The organism is Acidocella sp. C78 (assembly GCF_907164655.1).
In genome coordinates, this window is sequence record NZ_CAJQZK010000040.1 from 1 (window position 1) to 17,483 (window position 17,483).

13 protein-coding genes and 2 pseudogenes are annotated in these 17,483 nt (G+C 70.4%); 4 read left to right on the forward strand and 11 right to left on the reverse strand.

What is annotated here, in order from left to right; translation table 11 throughout:
* The coding region (locus ACIDOCELLA78_RS000000112075; RefSeq protein ID WP_201729765.1) for a trehalose-6-phosphate synthase at nt 1–851 on the forward strand (851 nt) is incomplete at its 5' end.
* Here the strand turns inward: ACIDOCELLA78_RS000000112075 and ACIDOCELLA78_RS000000112080 are convergent.
* The 11 genes and pseudogenes from ACIDOCELLA78_RS000000112080 to ACIDOCELLA78_RS000000112130 all read right to left on the reverse strand — a co-directional run bounded on the left by ACIDOCELLA78_RS000000112080 (nt 804) and on the right by ACIDOCELLA78_RS000000112130 (nt 14,696).
* On the reverse strand, nt 804–1,478 hold the full coding sequence (locus ACIDOCELLA78_RS000000112080; RefSeq protein WP_201729766.1) for an RluA family pseudouridine synthase: 675 nt from the start codon (nt 1,476–1,478) through the stop codon (nt 804–806). The genes ACIDOCELLA78_RS000000112075 and ACIDOCELLA78_RS000000112080 overlap by 48 nt on opposite strands.
* Before the next feature lie 35 nt (nt 1,479–1,513).
* A complete protein-coding gene (locus tag ACIDOCELLA78_RS000000112085; protein ID WP_201729767.1) occupies nt 1,514–2,113 on the reverse strand; it encodes a GNAT family N-acetyltransferase in 600 nt (199 codons plus the stop codon).
* A gap of 7 nt (nt 2,114–2,120) precedes the next feature.
* Nucleotides 2,121–4,036 (reverse strand): annotated as a pseudogene (gene rpoD, locus ACIDOCELLA78_RS000000112090) (RNA polymerase sigma factor RpoD).
* A gap of 45 nt (nt 4,037–4,081) precedes the next feature.
* The gene (dnaG, locus tag ACIDOCELLA78_RS000000112095; protein ID WP_201729768.1) at nt 4,082–5,926 is read right to left on the reverse strand and encodes a DNA primase; all 1,845 of its coding nucleotides are present in this window, start codon (nt 5,924–5,926) and stop codon (nt 4,082–4,084) included.
* Nucleotides 5,926–6,420, reverse strand: a complete 495-nt coding sequence (locus ACIDOCELLA78_RS000000112100) for a GatB/YqeY domain-containing protein (protein WP_201729769.1) — start codon at nt 6,418–6,420, stop codon at nt 5,926–5,928. The genes dnaG and ACIDOCELLA78_RS000000112100 overlap by 1 nt, the downstream gene beginning before the upstream one ends.
* Before the next feature lie 48 nt (nt 6,421–6,468).
* Complete coding sequence (locus ACIDOCELLA78_RS000000112105) at nt 6,469–8,838, reverse strand: bifunctional diguanylate cyclase/phosphodiesterase (protein ID WP_201729770.1); 2,370 nt, start codon at nt 8,836–8,838, stop codon at nt 6,469–6,471.
* Nucleotides 8,839–9,195: 357 nt separating this feature from the next.
* Nucleotides 9,196–10,422 (reverse strand): acyl-CoA dehydrogenase, encoded by a 1,227-nt coding sequence (locus ACIDOCELLA78_RS000000112110; RefSeq protein ID WP_201729771.1) that lies wholly within the window; start codon nt 10,420–10,422, stop codon nt 9,196–9,198.
* Nucleotides 10,419–11,965: pseudogene (locus tag ACIDOCELLA78_RS000000112115) on the reverse strand (DEAD/DEAH box helicase). The gene ACIDOCELLA78_RS000000112110 and the pseudogene ACIDOCELLA78_RS000000112115 overlap by 4 nt, the downstream one beginning before the upstream one ends.
* A gap of 178 nt (nt 11,966–12,143) precedes the next feature.
* Complete coding sequence (locus ACIDOCELLA78_RS000000112120; RefSeq protein ID WP_201729772.1) at nt 12,144–13,472, reverse strand: ATP-binding protein; 1,329 nt, start codon at nt 13,470–13,472, stop codon at nt 12,144–12,146.
* A gap of 10 nt (nt 13,473–13,482) precedes the next feature.
* On the reverse strand, nt 13,483–14,181 hold the full coding sequence (locus ACIDOCELLA78_RS000000112125) for a response regulator (protein WP_201729773.1): 699 nt from the start codon (nt 14,179–14,181) through the stop codon (nt 13,483–13,485).
* Nucleotides 14,178–14,696: a MarR family winged helix-turn-helix transcriptional regulator gene (locus ACIDOCELLA78_RS000000112130; protein ID WP_201729774.1), complete on the reverse strand. Its 519-nt coding sequence runs from the start codon at nt 14,694–14,696 to the stop codon at nt 14,178–14,180. Before ACIDOCELLA78_RS000000112130 ends, ACIDOCELLA78_RS000000112125 begins: the two co-directional genes overlap by 4 nt.
* A 207-nt stretch (nt 14,697–14,903) precedes the next feature.
* Between ACIDOCELLA78_RS000000112130 and ACIDOCELLA78_RS000000112135 the strand changes: the two genes are divergently transcribed.
* The 3 genes from ACIDOCELLA78_RS000000112135 (at nt 14,904) to ACIDOCELLA78_RS000000112145 (ending at nt 17,480) form a co-directional block, all read left to right on the forward strand.
* Complete coding sequence (locus ACIDOCELLA78_RS000000112135; RefSeq protein WP_201729775.1) at nt 14,904–15,803, forward strand: branched-chain amino acid aminotransferase; 900 nt, start codon at nt 14,904–14,906, stop codon at nt 15,801–15,803.
* Nucleotides 15,800–16,189: a YidH family protein gene (locus tag ACIDOCELLA78_RS000000112140; protein WP_201729776.1), complete on the forward strand. Its 390-nt coding sequence runs from the start codon at nt 15,800–15,802 to the stop codon at nt 16,187–16,189. Before ACIDOCELLA78_RS000000112135 ends, ACIDOCELLA78_RS000000112140 begins: the two co-directional genes overlap by 4 nt.
* Nucleotides 16,190–16,265: 76 nt before the next feature.
* A complete protein-coding gene (locus tag ACIDOCELLA78_RS000000112145) occupies nt 16,266–17,480 on the forward strand; it encodes a multidrug effflux MFS transporter (RefSeq protein WP_201729777.1) in 1,215 nt (404 codons plus the stop codon).
* The last annotated feature ends 3 nt before the right edge of the window (nt 17,481–17,483 follow it).

A 17,483-nucleotide genomic window follows, 5' to 3' on the forward strand; every position in this document is an offset into this window, starting at 1 on the left:
GGGCGATGGCGGCGGCGGACCTGGTCGGGTTCCAGACCGAGGGCGATCGGGCGAATTTCCTCGATTGCGCCGCCTCGTGCATGGAGTTGCACCGCGCCGGCGCGGACGGGTTCGTCCATGACGGGCATCGCACGATGACGATTGTGACGCCGGTGGGGATCGATGCGGAAGGCTTCGCGCGCACGGCGCAGCGGGCGGCGGGGATGGCGGAGACGCGGCGGCTGGTGTCGAGCCTGGTGGGGCGGGCGCTGGCGATCGGGGTGGACCGGCTGGATTACACCAAGGGGCTGCCGCAGCGCTTCGACGCCTTCGGCCGGCTGTTCCAGCGGCACCCGGAGCATCTGCGCCGGATCAGCCTGTTGCAGATCGCCGCGCGCTCGCGCGAGGATGTCGACCGGTATCAGGCGCTGCGGCACGAGCTGGACCGGCAGGCCGGCGAGATCAACGGCGCCTATTCGGATTTCGACTGGACGCCGCTGCGCTACATGACGCGGGCGGTGAACCGGACCACCATCGCCGGGTTCTACCGGATCGCCAGCATCGGGCTGGTGACGCCGCTGCGCGACGGAATGAACCTGGTGGCGAAGGAGTTCATCGCCGCCCAGGACCCGGCGGACCCGGGCGTGCTGGTGCTCTCGCGCTTCGCCGGGGCGGCGGAGGACCTGACCGAGGCGCTGATCGTCAACCCGTATGACGCGGACGCGGTGGCCGATGCGATGCATGCGGCGCTGCTGATGCCGGCGGAGGAGCGCGTCGCGCGGCATGCGGCGCTGCTGGGCAAGATCCGCGCGCGGACGGCCGCCTCATTCTGCCGCGGCTTCCTCGACCAGCTGCGCGAGATCGAGCGTTGAGGCGCGCGCCGCCGCCAGCATGTGGGCGGGCGGGGCGGCGGTGATGATGAGCCCTGGATCGAGCGGCAGGGCGAGCGCGCGGGCGAGCAGGCAGAGCCCGTCGGAAGCGGCGCCGTAGAGCGGGTCACCCACGATCGGGAAGCCGGATTCGGCGCAATGGACGCGGAGCTGGTGGGTGCGGCCGGTGCGCGGGCGGAGTTCGAGCAGCGCCCTGCCCTGCCCCGCCGCGAGGCGCCGCCAGTCGGTGATCGCCGGATCGCCGCGCGGATCGGGCGCGACGCGCCAGCCGCCCTGGGTGGCGCGGCGGGCCAGGGGCAGTTCGATCGTGCCGTGCGGCGCGGCCGGCACGCCCTCGACGATCGCCCAGTAGGTCTTGCCGACGCGGCGCGCGGCGAAGGCGCGTTGCAGCGTGACCAGCGTGGTCTTGCGCCGGGCGATGGCGAGGCAGCCGGAAGTGTCGGCATCGAGCCGGTGGACCAGCCAGGGACCGTCGGCGCCGCGCCGCCAGCGGGGAAACCAGTCTTCCACGCTCGGCCCGCCGGCGCGGCCGGCATGGCTCGGCAGGCCGGCCGGTTTGTCGATCACGATCAGATGGGTCGACTGGTGGAGGATGCGGGGTTCGGTCATCGCTCGCTCATCGTCGTGCCATGGCCGGGTAAGGGTCAGGCCGGGCGCGGCGCGGGGCGGAGGTGGTCGGGCACGGTGAAGCCGAGGCGGCGGGGGATGTCCCATACCTCGTCGATCCGGCGGACGACGCGGAAGCCGGCGCGCTGGTAGTTCGGCAGGGCGCGCGGATGATCGGCGGTGCAGGTGTTCACCGTCATGCCGCGGACCGGGCCGGAGAAGACGCGCTCGATCGCAGCCCCCAGCAGGGCGAAGCCGAGGCCGCGTCCGATCGCCTCGGGCAGCAGGCCGAAATAGCTCAGATTGACATCCGGCCAGGCGGTGGCGTCCAGCTCGAAGAAGCCGGCGACCGCGCCATCGACGCGGAGCACGTGGACCGCGACCGCCGGATCGGCCAGCAGGCGCGCCAGCATCGCATCCGGCATGATCCGCCGCAGCCACCACAGCCAGGGCTGGCCGACCCGGTCGTACAGGTCGCGATAGGCGGCGAGGCCGATGCGGGGCACGGGCTCGACCACGGCGCCGGGCGGCAGGTCGGGCCAGACGCGCGCGGGCTTGCGATCCATCCGCAGGAAGGTCACGGTGACGCAGGCGCGGTCGAAACTCTCGCCGGGGCGGACGCGGGCATATTCGAGCATGGGCGGCTCAGTCCTCGAGGAAGCTCCTCAGCTTGCGGCTGCGCGAGGGGTGCTTGAGCTTGCGCAGGGCCTTCGCCTCGATCTGGCGGATGCGCTCGCGGGTGACGTTGAACTGCTGGCCGACCTCTTCGAGCGTGTGGTCGGTGTTCATGCCGATGCCGAAGCGCATGCGCAGCACGCGCTCCTCGCGCGGGGTGAGCGAGGAGAGCACGCGGGTCGCGGCCTCGCGGAGATTGGCGTGGACCGCGGCATCGAGCGGGATGATCGCGTTCTTGTCCTCGATGAAGTCGCCGAGATGGCTGTCTTCCTCGTCGCCGATCGGGGTTTCGAGGGAGATCGGCTCCTTGGCGATCTTGAGCACCTTGCGGACCTTTTCGAGCGGCATGCCGAGCTTTTCGGCCAGTTCCTCGGGGTGGGCTCGCGGCCGATCTCGTGCAGCATCTGCCGCGAGGTGCGGACCAGCTTGTTGATCGTCTCGATCATGTGGACCGGGATGCGGATGGTGCGCGCCTGATCGGCGATCGAGCGGGTGATCGCCTGGCGAATCCACCAGGTGGCGTAGGTCGAGAACTTGTAGCCGCGGCGGTATTCGAATTTGTCCACCGCCTTCATCAGGCCGATATTGCCTTCCTGGATCAGGTCGAGGAATTGCAGGCCGCGATTGGTGTATTTCTTGGCGATGGAGATGACGAGGCGGAGATTGGCCTCGATCATTTCCTTCTTGGCGCGGGTGGAGTCGCGCTCGCCGCGCGAGACGGTGGAATAGACGCGGCGGAATTCCTCGATCGGCAATTGCGCCTCGGCGGCGATGCGGCCGATCTGGGCGCGCAGCTCGGTGATGCGGGTGCCGTGGCGCTCGACGAAGATCTTCCAGCCCTTGCCGGGGCGCTTCGCCGCGTCGTCCAGCCAGGACGGGTCCATCTCGCGGCCGCGATAGGCGGCGAGGAAGTCTTCGCGGGTGATCTTGCAGCTCTCGGCGAGGCGCAGCATCTGGCCTTCCAGCCCGTTGAGCCGCTGGTTCAGCTCCTTGAGCTGGATGACCAGCTCCTCGATGCGGTTGTTGTGCAGGCTGACCTGCTCGACCTTGGCGACCAGCTCGTCGCGCAGCTTTTCGTAGGTCTTTTCCGAGCGGGAGGCGACTTCCTCGCCGGCGTTCATCGCGTCCAGCCGCTTGTGCTGGAGCTTCATGAACTTCTCGTAGAGCTTCTCGACCTCGGTGAAGGTTTCGAAGACCTCGGGCTTGAGCTTTTCCTCGACGGCGGAGAGCGAGAGGCCGCTGGATTCGCCCTCGTCATCCTCCTCGGGTTCCTCGGCGACCGGGGCGGAGGGGTTGAAGCCGCCATCGCCGCCGCCCTGGGTGGCTTCGAGGTCGATCACGTCGCGCAGCAGCATCTTCCCGTCCTTGAGGGATTCGTGCCAGGAGATGATCGCGCGGAAGGTGAGCGGGCTTTCGCAGAGCCCGCCGATCATCATGTCGCGCCCGGCCTCGATGCGCTTGGCGATGGCGATCTCGCCCTCGCGGGAGAGCAGCTCGACCGTGCCCATCTCGCGCAGATACATGCGCACCGGATCATCGGTGCGGCTGCCGCTTGATTCGCTGATATTGCCGGAGGCGGTCTCCTCGTCCTCGGCGGCTTCCTCGTCCTTCTCGGCGCGGGCGGCGGGCTCCTGTTCCTCGCCTTCCTCGCCCTCGACCACCTGGATGCCCATTTCGCTGAGCATCGACATCACGTCCTCGATCTGCTCGGAGCTGTTCTGCTCGGAGGGGAGGACGGCGTTCAGCTCGTCGAAGGTGATGTAGCCGCGCTCCTTGCCGCGGGCGATCAGGCGCTTGACCGAGGCGGACTGGATGTCGAGCGTCGCGGTGTCGGCTTCGGCCTCGGGCGCTGCGGTCTCGGCTTGGGCAGCTTGTTTGGTCGCCATCAGTGCATCAATCTCCAGGGCAGCAACGCGAAGGGCGCGCTCGGTTCAGGCATCAAGGTCGGCTTCGCCCCGCTCGGCGCGATAGCGCGCTTCCACGAGGGCCCGCAGACGGGTGTTGTTTTCGGGCGTCGGATCCTGCTCGAACCTCAGTCTCTGTTCCTCGCATTGTTGCCGCAGCCAGTCCAGATTCATCAGGCCGTATATCCCGTACCAGAGCGACTGCAAGGCATCGGCGCCGGTTGTGGACGTGTCGGTTCCGGTTCCGGGGCGCGGAATGCCGGCAAGAACCTGCGCGGCCTCATCACCCAGACCCGACTGGGTCAAATGGTTGAGCAGGTGTTCGGAGTCAAGGGTTTCCGCGCTGGCGAGCCACGCGCCCATCGCCGCGCGCAGGCGGGCGCACTCCTGCGGCAAGGCGAGCAGGCCGAACGCCTCCTCGAGCAGCGGCAGCAAATGGGGGTGGGCGATGAGCAGGCCGGTCAGCAGCCGTGCGCGGCGGCGATGGGCGATGGCCGGGTCGATCGGCGGGCGGGGCAGGTTGAGCGGCGGCGGCCCGGGACGGGTCATGCCGGGGCGGAAGGGCGCGCGGTCGCGCCGGGCGGCGGAGGCGCCGTCGCGCTGGGTGGCGAAGGCGCGGTCGCGCCGGGCGGCGAAGAAGCGGTCGAGCAGGGCGGCGCGGTATTCGCCGGCCAGGGCGCGATCGTCGATCTGGCGGGCGAGCGCTTCGAGCCGGGCGCGCAGGGCGGCGCGGCCTTCCGGCGTCGACACGTCGGCGGCCTCGGCGAGCAGGTCGTAGAGCGTATCGGCCAGCGAGGGGGTCGCGGCGAGGCGGGCGGCGAAGGCGGCCTCGCCCTCGCGGCGGACGAAACTGTCCGGATCATCGCCGGGCGGCAGGGCGAGCACGGCGAGGCCGCGCTCGGGGGTGAGCTGCTTCAGGGCGAGTTCGATCGCGCGCAGGGCGGCGCGGCGGCCGGCGGCATCGCCATCGAGGCAGAGGATGGGGCGCGGCGAGAGGCGCCATAGCTCCTCGAGATGCTGCTCGGTGAGCGCGGTGCCGAGCGGGGCGAGCGCGCCGGCGAAACCGGCGGCGGACAGCGCGATGACGTCCATATAGCCCTCGACCACGATCAGCGCGGCGCCGGCGCGGATGGCGGGGCGGGCCATGTCGAGCCCGTAGAGGGTGCGGCGCTTGGAGAAGAGCGCGGTTTCGGGGCCGTTGAGGTATTTCGGCTGGCCATCGCCGAGCAGGCGGCCGCCGAAGCTGAGCATGCGGCCGTTGCGGTCGCGGATCGGGAACATCACGCGGTTGTAGAAATAGTCGACCGCGCCGCGCTCGCCCTCCTTCATCAGCCCGGCCTCGATGAGGCGGGATTCGGCGATGCCCTGGCGGGCGAGGGCCGCGCGCAGCGCCCCCCTGCCCTCGCCCGACCAGCCGAGGCCGAAGCGGGCGATGGTCGGCGCATCGAGGCCGCGGGCGGCGAGATAGGCGCGGGCGGCCTCGCCCTCCGGCAGAGCGAGGCGGCGGCGGTATTCGGCGGCGGCGGCTTCCAGCACGTCGGCCAGCTCGGCCTCGCGCTTCTGCGCCTCGGCAATGGCGGGGCTCGGCTTCGGCACCTCCAGCCCGGCCTCGGCGGCGAGGCGCTCGACCGCCTCGATGAAGCTCGCCCCCTCGCTCTGCATGACGAAGCTGATGGCATCGCCATGCGCGCCGCAGCCGAAGCAGTGGTAATGATCGTCGTAGACGTAGAAGGAGGGTGATTTCTCGTTGTGGAACGGGCAGCAGCCCTTCTGGTCGCGGCCGGCGCGCTCGAGCCGCACACGGCGGGCGACCAGCGGGGCGAGCGGCGTGCGGCCGCGCAGTTCGTCGAGAAATTGCGGCGGCAGGCTCATCAGCCGGCCAGCTTCGCCTTCACCGCGGCCGAGGCGGCCGCCATGTCGAGCGCCGGACCGTGCGCCGCCTTCAGCGCGGCGATGACCGCGCCCATCGATTTCGGGCCGGTGGCACCCGTGGCGGCGATGGCGGCGGCGATGGCGGCATCGAGCGCCGCACCGGCGAGGGTTTGCGGCAGATAGGCCTCGATGATGGCGATTTCCGCCGCCTCGCGCGCGGCGAGCTCGGGGCGGTTGCCGGCCTGGTATTGCGCCTCGGATTCGCGGCGGGATTTGACCATGCCGCGCAGCAGGGCGACGAGTTCGGGCTCGGCGATCGCCTCGACGCCGCGCGGGCGGGCGGCGATGTCGGCGTCCTTCAGCTTGGCGAGCACCATGCGCAGGGTGGAGACGCGGATGTCGTCACGCGCCCGCATGGCGGATTTCAGGTCTTCGGTCAGGCGGGGACGCAGGGCGGCGGGCTCGCCGGGAACGTTCGCTTGTGTGGCGGTCATGACGGTCTCCGAACTGGTGCCGGGCGCGGACGCGGGACGGCGCGGCCGTCAGCCGGAGGCCGCGCCCGTGCCGGCCAGCACGCCCGTACCCGCAAGGGCGAGCAGTCTATCGCCGGAGAGTGGCGGGGAAAAGAGATATCCCTGCGCATCGATGTCGGGATAGGCGCGCAGCGCCGCTTCATGCGCCTCGGTCTCGACGCCCTCGACGGTGACGCGCAGGCCGAGCGTGCGGCTGAACTCGATGATCGCCTTGACGATCTGCCCGGCATTGCCGGGGCGGTCCAGCTCGCGGACGAAGCTGCGGTCGATCTTGAGGCGGTCGAAGGGGAAGGCGCGCAGGGTGGCGAGAGCCGCGAAGCCGGTGCCGAAATCGTCGATCGCGATGCTGCAGCCAAGGGCGCGCAGGCGGCGGAGATTGTCCATCGTCCGCTCGTCGGTGGAGAGCAGGGCGGTTTCGGTGACCTCGAACTCGATGCGCCGGGGATCGAGGCCGGAGGCGTTGATGACGGCGGAAATCTGGTCGAATTGCAGCGCCTCGCGCAAATGCAGGGCGGAGAGGTTGATCGAGATGGCGACATCCGGCGGCAGGCGGAGGGCGAAGGCGGCGGCCTCGGTGAGGACGTGGCGGGTGACCGCGCCGATCAGGCCGCCGCGCTCGGCGATGGCGATGAAATCCTCCGGCCCGATGACGCCGCGCTGCGGATGCCGCCAGCGCACCAGCGCCTCGACCGCGCGCAGGCGGCGGGTCGGCAGCTCGACGATCGGCTGATATTCGAGGAAGAGCTCGCGCTCGCTGAGGGCGCGGCGGATGTCGCGCCGCAGGCCGCGCTGGGTCTGCACCTGACGGTCCATCGCCTGGTCGAAGAGCTGCCAGGCGCCGCGGCCGCCCTGCTTGGCGCGGTAGAGCGCGAGATCGGCGTTGCGCAGCAGCGCCTCCGACGTGTCGGCGTCTTCGGGGGCGAGGGCGATGCCGATGCTGACGCCGATCTCGACCGCCAGGCCATCGAGCCCATAGGGCGGGGTGAGGCGCTCGATGATGCGGTCGGCCATCGAGGTCGCGTCGAGCCGGGTGGCGCCGGGCAGCAGGACGGCGAATTCGTCGCCGCCGAGCCGGGCGGCGATGTCGGTTTCGCGGATGGCGCCGCGCAGGCGGCCGGCGACGGCGCGCAGCAGGTTGTCGCCCAGCCCGTGGCCGTAGCTGTCGTTCACCGCCTTGAACTGGTCGAGATCGAGATAGAGCAGGGCCGCGCCGGCGGCGGCGAGCGCCTGGTCCGTCATCACGCCGAAGGCGGCGCGGTTGAGCAGCTCGGTCAGCGGATCGTGACGGGCGAGGAAGTCGATCCGCTGGCGCGAGCGATGCGCCACCGTGACATCGGAACCGACCCCGCGATAGCCGGCGAACAGGCCGTGATGATCGAGCGTCGGCTTGCCGGTGAGCGACCACCAGCGGCGGTCATGCGCCGGGCCGACCGGCACCAGCAGGTCGCGGAAGGGGCGACGCAGGCCGATCTGCCGGCGCAGCTCGGCATAGGCATCATCATCGGGTGGGCCGCTCTGCGGCGCCGCGGCATCGCCGAGGCTGGCGAGGAAGGCGAACAGGTTGCCGCCGATCGCCGCCGCATCGCGGCGCGCCGCCTCGGCCAGCCGCGGCGAGGGATGCACGAGGTTGAGCCGGGCGTCGGTCTCCCACAGCCAGTCGCTCGCATTGTCCTCGAAATCGCGCAGCAGCATCTGGATGGTCTCGTTGATGCGGCGCAGTTCGAAGGTGCTGACGCCGTGCTCGACCATGCGGCGGTTGAGCACGATCATGGTGAAGAACACGAAGACGGAATAGAGGCTCAGCGAGATCACGGCGGCGGGCTGCCACAGCTCGGCGGTGGCGCGCAGCGCGGCGAAGGCGCCCACGGTGAGCGGCAGCCAGAAGGCCAGCCGGGTGGAGAGGGGGCCGGCGGAAATGACGCTGGAGAGCAGGCCGACGAACACGCCGATCAGCAGCGCCTGGCTGGCCGGCGGGACCTCGCGCATCAGCAGGTTGAGATAGACCGACCAGGCGGCGCCGAGCAGGACCGTGACGCCGTTGAAGACGAGGCGGATCAGCCGCAGGTCGGGCCGGCGCTGGCGCAGGGCGGGCCAGGCGGCGGCCACGCCGAACAGGGCGAGGCAGGCGAGCAGCAGCACGGCGAGCGCCGCCGCCACCGCCGCATCGCGCAGGGTGGACCGGAAATCGACCGCGAGAACGATGGCGACGCCCATGCCGACGAGGCTCGCCACCCGGGTGAGCCGGGCGCGCAGTTCGAACCCCTCGATCGCCACCGATTCGGCGAGATGACGGGGGACCGCGTCCGCCCCCAGCAGCCCGCGCAGCGTGGCGCGCCAGACGGCCGGGCGGATCAGCGACGGGCGCGACAGGTCAGACATCGTCCACGACGGGATCACGCATGAGACGGACGGGGGGAATCCATGGGACGTCTGTTCGACAAAGCGTTTCTAAAAGAAGGAATTATTTGCAATTTTTTGCAACAACAACCGATATTTATACGTAACGATATACATGATTCATCTGGTTGTTTGCAAGTATCGCAGTGCGACACGGAACGGATTCCCATCGTGGCGGGACGGCATGAGACCGTGGGGCCGGACCGGGGGAACCAGAACGGGGGAACCAGAACGGGGGACAGCGCGGCCAGGCGGCCGGCGGGACCGCCCCCGGCGATGGCGGGGGCGGTGCGGCGCCGCCGGCTCATGCGGCGGCGGAGGGGGTGGCTTGCGGGCGGTTCAGAAGGCGGACAGGCCGGTCTGCGCGCGGCCGAGGATGAGGGCGTGGACGTCGTGCGCGCCCTCATAGGTGTTGACGGTTTCGAGATTCACCATGTGGCGGATGACATGATACTCGTCGACGATGCCGTTGCCGCCATGCATGTCGCGCGCGAGGCGGGCGATGTCGAGCGCCTTGCCGCAATTGTTGCGCTTGAGCAGGGAGATCATTTCCGGCGCGGCCTCGCCGGCATCGAGCAGGCGGCCGAGGCGGAGGACGGATTGCAGGCCGAGGGTGATCTCGGTCTGCATGTCGGCGAGTTTTTTCTGGACGAGCTGGGTGCCGGCGAGCGGGCGGCCGAACATCTGCCGCTCGAGCGTGTATTGCCGCGCGGCGTGCCAGCAGAACTCGGCGGCGCCCAGCGCGCCCCAGGCGATGCCGTAGCGCGCGTTGTTGAGGCAGGAGAACGGGCCGCGCAGGCCCTTCACGCCGGGCAGCATGCGATCCTCGGGGACGAAGACCTCCGAGAGCATGATCATGCCGGTGACCGAGGCGCGGAGCGAGACCTTGCCCTCGATCTTCGGCGTCTCCAGCCCCTTCGAGTCGCGATCGACCAGGAAGCCGCGGATCACGCCCTCGTCGTCCTTGGCCCAGACCAGGCAGACATCGGCGATCGGGGAGTTGCTGATCCAGGTCTTCGAGCCGTTCAGCACGTAGCCGCCATCGACCTTCTTCGCGCGGGTGCGCATCGCGCCCGGATCGGAGCCGGCATCGGGCTCGGTGAGGCCGAAGCAGCCGACCCATTCGCCGGTGCGCAGCTTCGGCAGGTAGCGATCCTTCTGCGCCTCGGAGCCGAAGGCGTAGATCGGGTACATCACCAGCGAGGACTGCACCGAGAAGGCGGAGCGGTAGCCGGAATCGACGCGCTCGACCTCGCGGGCGATCAGCCCGTAGGCGACATAGGAGACATCGGCGCAGCCATGGGTGGAGAGCGTGGCGCCGAGAAAGCCCAGCTCGCCCATTTCGGCCATGATCGAGCGGTCGAAGCTTTCCTCGCGGAAACCTTTAAGGACGCGCGGGAAGAGCTTGTTCTGGCAGTATTCGTGCGCCATGTCGCGGATGGCGCGTTCGTCCTCGGTGAGTTGCGCGTCGAGATGGAGGGCGTCCGACCAGTCGAACGGGGCGAAGCCGCCCTTGCGGGCGGGCTTGCCGGGGGCGGTCTCGTCAATCCTCTTGATCTCGTTCATGCGGCGATTTCCGTATCCTCGTTGTGGTTTTCCTGCTCCGCGCCGTCCTCGCGGGGCCGGGACCTGTCGCGCCGGCGGATCTGCATGAAGGCGGGGATGTCGTTGCCGAAGCCGACCACCGTCTCGCGCGGGGAGTCGGCGCGGGAGCCGCGCTCGGCGCGCTCGGGACGCTCGGCGCGCTCCGCGCGGTCGGGACGTTCGGGACGGCGGCGCTCGGCGGATCTGGCCGGGGGGCGGCTTTCGGTGTTGTCGGTTCGGCGGCGGCGGGTTTGGCGGCGGGTTTCGCAGCCCCCCTGCCCTTGCCGCGGCCGCGGCGGCCGCGCGCGTCGGACTCCTCCCACGCCACCGGGTCGAGACCATCGACGGCGAGGCGGGGGATTTCATGGCCGGTGAGACGCTCGATCGCCTCGACCGCCAGGCGGTCCTCGGGGCCGGCGAGGGTCAGGGCGCGGCCCTGCATGCCCGCCCGGCCGGTGCGGCCGATGCGGTGGACGTAATCCTCGGCGTGGTGCGGGACGTCGAAATTGAAGACATGCGAGAGGCCGCCGATATCGATGCCGCGGGCGGCGACGTCCGAGCAGACCAGCAGGCGGATCTCGCCGGCCTTGAATTTCTCCAGCGTCGCGAAGCGGGCGGATTGCGGCATGTCGCCATGCAGCATGCCGGCGGAGAATTTGTGCCGGACCAGCGACTTGCAGAGAATGTCGACATCGCGCTTGCGGTTGCAGAAGACGAGCGCGTTCTGCACCTCCTCGCTGCGGATCAGCCGGCGCAGCGCCTCGCGCTTGTCGTGCGTGGCGACCAGGGACAGGCCCTCGGTGATGGTGGTGGCGACGGTGGCCGGGCGGGAGACGGTGATTTCCTTCGGGTTCGAGAGGAAGGCGTCGGCCAGGCGGCGGATTTCGGGCGCCATGGTGGCGGAGAAGAACAGCGTCTGCCGCATCGCCGGCAGCATGGCGACGATGCGCTCGATATCGGGGATGAACCCCATGTCGAGCATGCGGTCGGCCTCGTCGATCACCAGCACGCGGACATCGGAGAGCAGCAGGCCGCCGCGCTCGAAAATGTCGATCAGGCGGCCGGGAGTGGCGATCAGCACGTCGACCCCGCGGGTCAGCACGTCGCGCTGCTCGCCCATGCTCTCGCCGCCGATCAGCAGCGCGTGGTTGAGCTTCAGGTGCTTGCCGTAGAGGACGAAATTCTCGGCGACCTGCAGCGCCAGCTCGCGGGTGGGCTCGAGGATGAGCGAGCGCGGCATCCGCGCGCGGGCGCGCGAGCCGGACAGGATGTCGAGCATCGGCAGGGTGAAGCTCGCGGTCTTGCCGGTGCCGGTCTGCGCGCAGGCCAGGACGTCACGCCCCATCAGCACGACGGGGATCGCCTGCGCCTGGATCGGCGTCGGCGTGGTGTAGCCCTTCTCGGCGAGCGCGGTAAGGATGGGTTCGGACAGGCCGAGCGGCGCGAAGCCGGACTCGGGCGGCGTGGCGGCCTCGGGCGCGGCTTCGGTGGGCGTGTGGGGCTCGATATCCCTGGATTCGGACAATATGCGGACCAATTCGGACAAGAGAAACTGATATGGCCCAGCCGGTTCGCCCACGCGCGGATAGCGGCGCGGGTGGGAAAATCGGGCATGGGCGGGAGGGCGTTCGTCGCTGCCCTTCACGCCCCCGGTATCAGTGCAGACCACGTAAAAGTCAAGGTGTTGCCGTGTGCTGCGGTGTTCAGAGCGGCAGGGTGACGATCACCCGGAGGCCGCCGAGCGGGCTGTCCGCGAGGCGCAGCTCGCCGCCATGCGCGGCGATGATGTCGCGCGCGATGGCGAGGCCGAGGCCGGTGCCGGTGGCGCTGCCGCTTTCGAAGGGGCGCAGCATCGCCGCCCGGCGGCTTTCGGGGATGCCGGGGCCGTCATCGTCGATGGTGATGCGCAGGGTCTGCCCGCCCTCCGGCGCGGCGCCGATGACGATTCGGCCGGCGGCGTGGCGGGCGGCGTTGTCGAGCAGGTTGGCGAGCGCGCGGCGCATCGCCTCGGGGCGGAGCACGACCGGGGGCAGGCGCGCGAGGTCGAGCGCGACGGGCGCGCCGCCGCGTGCCGCCCGCGCCGCGAGATCCTCGATCAGCAGGGTGAGGTCGGCCGGTTGCGGCTGCTCGGTGCCCTCGCCGCGGGCGAAGGTGAGGTAGAGGCCGATCAGCCGCTCCATCTCGGCGATGTCCTCGGTCATGCCGTCGATATCGGCGGTGTCGGGCGGCATCATCGCCAGGGCGAGGCGCAGCCGGGTGAGCGGGGTGCGCAAGTCGTGCGAGACGCCGGCCAGCATCGCGGTGCGCTGGACGAGGAAGCGGCGGATGCGGTCCTGCATGCGGTTGAAGGCGGTGGCGGCGCGGCGGACCTCGATCGCGCCCTCGGGGCGGATCGGGCCGGGATCGCGCCCCATGCCGAAGGCCTCGGCGGCGAGGGCGAGGCGGCGGATGGCGCGGATCTGGTTGCGCAGGAACAGGATGGCGATGCCGAGCAGCAGGATGGTGACGCCGGCGAGCCAGGCGAAGAAGATGTAGAGCGCGCCGACATAGAGCCGCTTGCGCGGCACATCGACCGTCAGCACGCCGCGGGCGAGCTGGATATCGACCCGGATCATCCCCGGCGGGCCGCGCCAGGCCAGGGTGAAATCGCGGTCGAGATTCTGCCGCAGGGCGCGGGCGAGATCGGTATCGACCGGGCCGAAGGCGTGCGGCAGGCCGCGCGGGGTGAGCGTGGCCCCGGGATGCACACGGATGCGGAACTCGAAGCGCCGGGCGGCGTGGGCGAAGATGCGGCCGCGGGCGGCGGGGTGGAGCGTCGCCTGGTCGAGCACGAAGGCGATCTCGCCGGCGACGCTGCCGGCGAGGCGGCGGGAGAGCACGTCGAGATGGCTGCCATAGAAGATCTGCAGGGCGACGCCCTCGAGCAGGACCAGCGGCAGGACCACGATCAGCAGGGTGCGGCCGAACAGGCTGCGCGGCAGGATCTTGCGCAGCACGCGGTCAGGCTCGAGACCGCGCGGGGCCAGTCTCATGGGGCGAGCCTCATGGGCCGGGCTTGAGGACGTAGCCGCGGCCGCGCACGGTTTGCAGGTAGCGCGGCTCGCGCGGGTCGGGCTCGATCTTGCGGCGCAGGCGGGTCACCTGCACGTCGATCGCGCGTTCGCCGGCCTCGTCCATGCCGAGGATCTCGGCCAGCGCCTCGCGCGAGAGGATCTCGTGGGCGCGGGCGGCGAGGACGGCGAGCAGGCTCGCCTCGCCGCCGGTCAGGCGGACCGGGCCGCGCTCGGTGGAGAGTTCGCCGCGGGCCGGATCGAAGCTCGCCGCGCCGAGCCGGACCGGGCCGGCGGGCTGCGCCGGCGGGGCGGCGCGGCGGAGCATGGCGCGGATGCGCAGCAGCAGCTCGCGCGGGTCGAACGGCTTGCCGAGATAGTCGTCCGCCCCCGCCTCGAAGCCGGCGATGCGGTCTTCCGGCGCGCCGCGGGCGGTGAGCAGCAGGATGGGCAGGTCGGGCGCGCGGTCGGCGCGCAGGGATTCGACGAGGTCGAGCCCGGTTTCCTCGGGCATCATCACGTCGAGCACCATCATGTCGGGGTCGACCACGCGCAGGGTTTCGCGGGCGGCGGCGGCGCTTTCGGCGACGGTGACGCGGAAGCCGTTCTCGACCAGGTAGCGCTGCATCAGGGCGCGCAGGCGGGCATCGTCATCGACCAGCAGGATATGGGCGCCGGCCGCCCCGCTCATCGCCGCGCGGCGCGCACGGCATCGGCCCGGTCGAGATAGGCGCGGGCCTCATCCTTCATCATGCCGCGCAGCACCTTCCGGAAACCCTCGACGGCGGGGCCGCCGGCCTCGCGGAAGGCGGCGGTCAGGCGCTCGCGCTGGGCCTCGAACAGCTTGCGCTCCAGCGCAGCTCCCGCGGGGGTGAGGCTGAGCAGGCGCTGGCGGCGATCCGCCCGGCCGGGGATCTGCTCGACATAGCCATCGCGGATCAGCGGGCCGAGGACGCGGGCGAGGCTCTGCTTGGCGATGCCGAGAATGTGAAGCAGCTCGCCGACCGGCAGGCCGGGATTGCGGCCGATGAAATGCAGCGTGCGGTGATGCGCCCGGCCGAAGCCCATTTCCGCGAGAATGGCATCGGCCGCGGCCACGAGGTCGCGGTTGGCGAAGAAGATCATGTCCTGTGCGAGGCGGAGTTCTTCCTCGCGGAGGAAAAGGAGGCCGGCAGCCGTGCCGGGTTGGGCTGTCTTTTCGTGCATGGCGTCGTTGCCCATACTGAAGCGGGACCTCTGTGATAAGACAGGAATTATGGCTTTCCTGCAAGAACCGTTGCGCCGTCGGCGCGCAATCGCCGCCAAAACCTCATTCCTGCTCCCTGAGAAACATCGCTTGGCCATCGCCCGCGCCGTGGATTAAGAGGTGGGTTCCTCGGTGGAGGAGACCGACATGAAAGAGGATGCGAGGCGATGAGTCTGATTCCGTTTGACGACCGCGACGGCATGATCTGGTGGGACGGCGCGCTGCGCCCCTGGCGGGACGCCAAGCTGCACGTGCTGACGCACGGGCTGCACTACGCCTCCGCCGTCTTCGAGGGCGAGCGGTCGTATGGCGGGAACATCTTCCGCCTGCGCGACCACACCAACCGGCTGATCCAGTCGGGCAAGCTGCTCGGCTTCGACATCCCCTATACCGCCGACGAGATCGACGCCGCCTGCAACGAGGTGCTGAAGGCGAACGGGCTGACCGACGCCTATATCCGCCCGCTCGCCTGGCGCGGCTCGGAGATGCTCGCGGTTTCCGCCCAGCAGACCAAGATCCACCTCGCCATCGCCGCCTGGCCGTGGCCGAACCTGTTCGGCAACGACCGGATGAAGGGCATCACGCTCGGCATGGCGCAGTGGCGCCGGCCGGACGCGCGGACCGCGCCGACCGCCTCGAAGGCCGCCGGGCTCTACATGATCGGCACGCTCTCGAAGCACGCGGCCGAGGCCGAGGGGTTCAACGACGCGCTGATGCTCACCCTTGACGGGCACGTGGCCGAGGCGACGGGGGCGAACATCTTCTTCGCGATCGACGGCGAACTGCATACGCCCACACCGGACTGCTTCCTCGACGGCATTACCCGCCGCACGGTGATGGCGCTGGCCCGCGCGCGGCAGATTCCGGTGCATGAGCGGCACATCCTGCCTGAGGAGATGGCGAAGGCGAGCGAGGTGTTCCTCGCCGGCACCGCCGCCGAGGTGACGCCGGTGCGCCAGATCGGCGAGCTGAGCTTCACCCCCGGCCCGATCACCGAGACGCTGATCGCGGATTATACCGCGCTCGTCCACATGTCCCCCGAAGAGGTGGCCAAGCGGGCGGCGTGACCGTTCCGCGCTTTGGCGACCACGCGGCGAACGAGCGCACCTTCCTCGCCTGGGTGCGCACCGCCATCGCGGTGATGGCGTTCGGCTTTCTCGTCGAACGCTTCAACCTGTTTCTCCAGGTGGCGGGGCAGTCGCTCGGCCGGACCTTCACGGTGTCGGGGACGCTGGCCTCGGACGCGGTGGGGATCGCACTGATCCTCGCCGGGGCGCTGATGGTGGCGGCGGCGATGCTGCGGTTCGTGGCCAACCGGCGGGCGATTCTGGACGAGAGCGCCCGCGCGCCGGGGAGCGACCGGCTGGATCTCGCACTGGCCGGGATGATCGTCGCACTCGGGCTGGGGCTCGCGCTCTATCTTGCGGTCACGATCCTGCGCGGGGCGGGCTGATCAAGATCGCCGACGCCCGGCAGGATTGCGCTGACGGGGCGTTTGCCGGGAGTCGCGGCGGCGGTATGATTAAACGATGTCATCCGCACCACGTGCTGCCGCCGAAGCTGCGCCGGACCTCGCGACGAGCCGGCGCCTGCCGCTGCTGCTCGGCTTCCTGATCGCGATCGGGCCGGTGTCGGTCGACATGTATCTGCCCGCCTTTCCGACCATTGCCCGGCAGTTCCACGACCCGGCCGGGCCGGGGCTGACGCTCGCCGCCTATTTCGCCGGGCTCGCCGCCGGGCAGATGACGCAGGGGCCGTTTTCCGACCGGGCCGGGCGGCGGCTGCCGATCCTGCTCGGGCTCGGGCTCTATATCGCCGCCTCGATCGGCTGCGCGCTGGCGTGGAACACGGCCTCGCTCTCGTGGTTCCGGCTGCTCGCCGCCTTTGGCGGCTCGGCCGCGGTGGTGGTGCCGCGGGCGATGGTGCGCGACGTCGCCGACGGGCCGGCGGCGGCGATGCTGTTCTCGCGGCTGATGCTGGTGATGGGGGTGGCGCCGATCATCGCGCCCATTCTCGGCAGCGCGGTGATCGAATTCGGCTCGTGGCGGTGGATTTTCGTGCTGGCGACGCTGTATGGCGTCGTCGCGATCGGGCTGGTGTGGGTGACGCTGCCGGACACGCTGCCGGTCTCGCGGCGCAGCACGGTGGGGTTTCGCACCATCGTCATCCGCTACGGGCAGATCGCCGCCGAGCGCGGCTTCCTGACCCATGCGCTGACCGGCACCTTCGCGATCGGCGCGCTGTTCGCCTATCTCGCCGGCACACCGGCGGTGTTCATCGGCGCGTATCACTGGCACCCGCTCTCCTATGCGCTGCTGTTCGGGCTGAATGCCGCGATCTATATCGGGTTCAACCAGTGGAACCCGCATCTGGTGGCGCGCGCGGGGCTGCGGCCGGTGATTTCGGCATCGGTGATCGCGCTGCTGTGCGGGACCATCGTGCTGGTGGCGGCGTCGCTGCGCGGGGGCGGGCCGCTCGCAATCATCGCCGGGCTGTTCATCTGCCAGGCGAGCTACGGGCTGAGCCTGCCAAGCTCGCTGGTCGCCGCCCTGTCGCGGCACCAGGCGCATGCGGGCTCGGCTTCGGCGCTGCTCGGCACGATGCAATATGTCGGCGGGGCGATCACCGGCGCGCTGGTCGGCGGCTTCGCCGACGGCACCGCGCGGCCGATGGCCTTCGCCATGTTCGCCTGCGCCGCCCTCGCGGCACTCGCCGCCGCCTTCCGACCGCAACGCCTGACCTGACAC

Bases quoted from the DNA above. Each gene is read 5' to 3' on its own strand.
- ACIDOCELLA78_RS000000112110 (WP_201729771.1), bottom strand. From the start codon at position 10,422: ATGAACGAGATCAAGAGGATTGACGAGACCGCCCCCGGCAAGCCCGCC.
- ACIDOCELLA78_RS000000112105 (WP_201729770.1), bottom strand. From the start codon at position 8,838: ATGTCTGACCTGTCGCGCCCGTCGCTGATCCGCCCGGCCGTCTGGCGC.
- ACIDOCELLA78_RS000000112145 (WP_201729777.1), top strand. From the start codon at position 16,266: ATGTCATCCGCACCACGTGCTGCCGCCGAAGCTGCGCCGGACCTCGCG.
- ACIDOCELLA78_RS000000112130 (WP_201729774.1), bottom strand. From the start codon at position 14,696: ATGCACGAAAAGACAGCCCAACCCGGCACGGCTGCCGGCCTCCTTTTC.
- ACIDOCELLA78_RS000000112125 (WP_201729773.1), bottom strand. From the start codon at position 14,181: ATGAGCGGGGCGGCCGGCGCCCATATCCTGCTGGTCGATGACGATGCC.
- ACIDOCELLA78_RS000000112085 (WP_201729767.1), bottom strand. From the start codon at position 2,113: ATGCTCGAATATGCCCGCGTCCGCCCCGGCGAGAGTTTCGACCGCGCC.
- dnaG (WP_201729768.1), bottom strand. From the start codon at position 5,926: ATGAGCCTGCCGCCGCAATTTCTCGACGAACTGCGCGGCCGCACGCCG.
- ACIDOCELLA78_RS000000112100 (WP_201729769.1), bottom strand. From the start codon at position 6,420: ATGACCGCCACACAAGCGAACGTTCCCGGCGAGCCCGCCGCCCTGCGT.
- ACIDOCELLA78_RS000000112080 (WP_201729766.1), bottom strand. From the start codon at position 1,478: ATGACCGAACCCCGCATCCTCCACCAGTCGACCCATCTGATCGTGATC.
- ACIDOCELLA78_RS000000112120 (WP_201729772.1), bottom strand. From the start codon at position 13,472: ATGAGACTGGCCCCGCGCGGTCTCGAGCCTGACCGCGTGCTGCGCAAG.
- ACIDOCELLA78_RS000000112135 (WP_201729775.1), top strand. From the start codon at position 14,904: ATGAGTCTGATTCCGTTTGACGACCGCGACGGCATGATCTGGTGGGAC.